This is a genomic window from Paenarthrobacter sp. CM16, assembly GCF_013179505.1.
GTDB lineage: Bacteria > Actinomycetota > Actinomycetes > Actinomycetales > Micrococcaceae > Arthrobacter.
Window position 1 is genome coordinate 1 of record NZ_JABMCX010000519.1, and the last position, 1,546, is coordinate 1,546.

The 1,546-nt window shown below is 63.8% G+C and carries 2 protein-coding genes; one reads left to right on the forward strand and one right to left on the reverse strand.

From position 1 onward, the window contains the following. Positions 1–1,006: alanine racemase (gene alr, locus HP499_RS24095; protein ID WP_216660284.1), on the reverse strand; the 1,006-nt coding region annotated here is incomplete at its 3' end. Between the two features lie 110 nt (positions 1,007–1,116). On the opposite strand from alr, the gene HP499_RS24100 reads away from it, so the two are divergent. Beyond that, positions 1,117–1,546, forward strand: a 430-nt coding sequence (locus HP499_RS24100; RefSeq protein ID WP_309138443.1) for an amino acid permease, incomplete at its 3' end; no start/stop codon positions are given.

Here is a 1,546-nt window from a genome sequence, read left to right on the forward strand (position 1 = left end):
GGTCCACCATGAACTGGTCCATGCAGACCTTGCCGATCACGGGCACGCTGCGGCCCGCGATGTTCACCACGGAGCGCCCGCTGATGCCCTTGGGGATGCCATCTGCGTAACCGAGCGGGATGAGCCCGAGGTAGCGCGGCTCGTAGGTGATGGCCTGGTGTTCGTAGCTGACTCCCGTGCCTGCGGGGACCTTTTTGACCATGACCACGGGCGCCGTGACGCTGAGCGCCGGGCGCAGGCCGAAGTCCGCCGGGTTCAGGTGGTCAGCCGGGGCAAGTCCGTAGATGGCCAGGCCTGCCCGGACCATGTCGAAGTGGAATTCGGGCCGGTCCAGGATGTTCGCCGAACTGGAAACATGCCGCAGTTCGGGGGTCAGTCCTGCCTGGCGGGCTTGGCCCACTGCGTCCTCGAACTCCGCGACGGCGCTGGCGTTGCCGGGGTGCGCCGGGACATCGGCCCAGGCCAGGTGAGTCCAGAGGCCTCGAACACGGAGGGTCCCGTCGATTTCAGCCTTGCGGGCAGCGGCGACGAGTTCCGCCCAATCTTCCTTGCGTGCACCGCCGCGGCTAAGGCCGCTGTCCAGTTCCAAGTGCACGACGGCGGGGCGGCCAACGCGGTCTGCGATGCCGGCCAGAACCTCGAGTTGCGTGACGCTTCCAAGGGAAACATCTATGTCGTTCTCCAGTGCTTCAAGAATGGTGGCACTTGTCTGGGATGCCAGATACAGCCACGAGAGGATGGGTACCGTGATGCCTGCTTGGCGGAGCGTGATTGCTTCGCTGAGCTGGGCGGTTCCCAGCCAATCCACCCCCGCCTCTACTGCGGTCCGGGCCACTTCCACCAAGCCGTGGCCGTAAGCATTCCCCTTCACTACGGCCATGAAATACGGCGCCTCGGTGCGCTTTTTCAGTGCTACGACATTGTCTGAAATCGCGGACAGGTCCACGGTGACCTGTCCCGACAGGGCTGCCGGAGCAGCTCCTTGATAGTGTGCATTACGTCTCATGGTTGAACACTATAGGTCATTTTGCACCGTGGTGAGAGGTGGCTCACATGCCAGTCTTGTGGAGGGGAAATCGAAACTACTTTGAAGGGACGTCAAGGGTGACTGTGCCTGTGAACACCAAAAACCCGGCGGCAGCAAGCGTCGCCAGGCCGAGCCTCGGCGCGCAACTCCTGCGCCGCAAGCCCATCGGCCAGATGGTCAGCGAGGCAGGGAAGGGCGAGGGCGGAAACCAGTTGGTCCGCAGCTTTGGCGTCTTCCAACTCACCATGATCAGCGTCGGAGCCACGCTCGGCACCGGCATCCTGGTGATCCTCGGCGAATCCGTGCCGTTGGCTGGTCCGGCTATCTGGATCTCCTTCGTCATTGCCGGCCTCGCCGCGCTGCTCTCCGCAGTGTCGTACGCCGAAATGGCCGGGCTGGTTCCGGTAGCCGGCTCCAGTTACTCGTACTCTTACGCCACCATGGGCGAGGGTATGGCATGGATTTGCGGCTGGTGCCTGGTGCTGGAGTACGCCGTCTCAGTGGCGGCCGTTGCCGTGG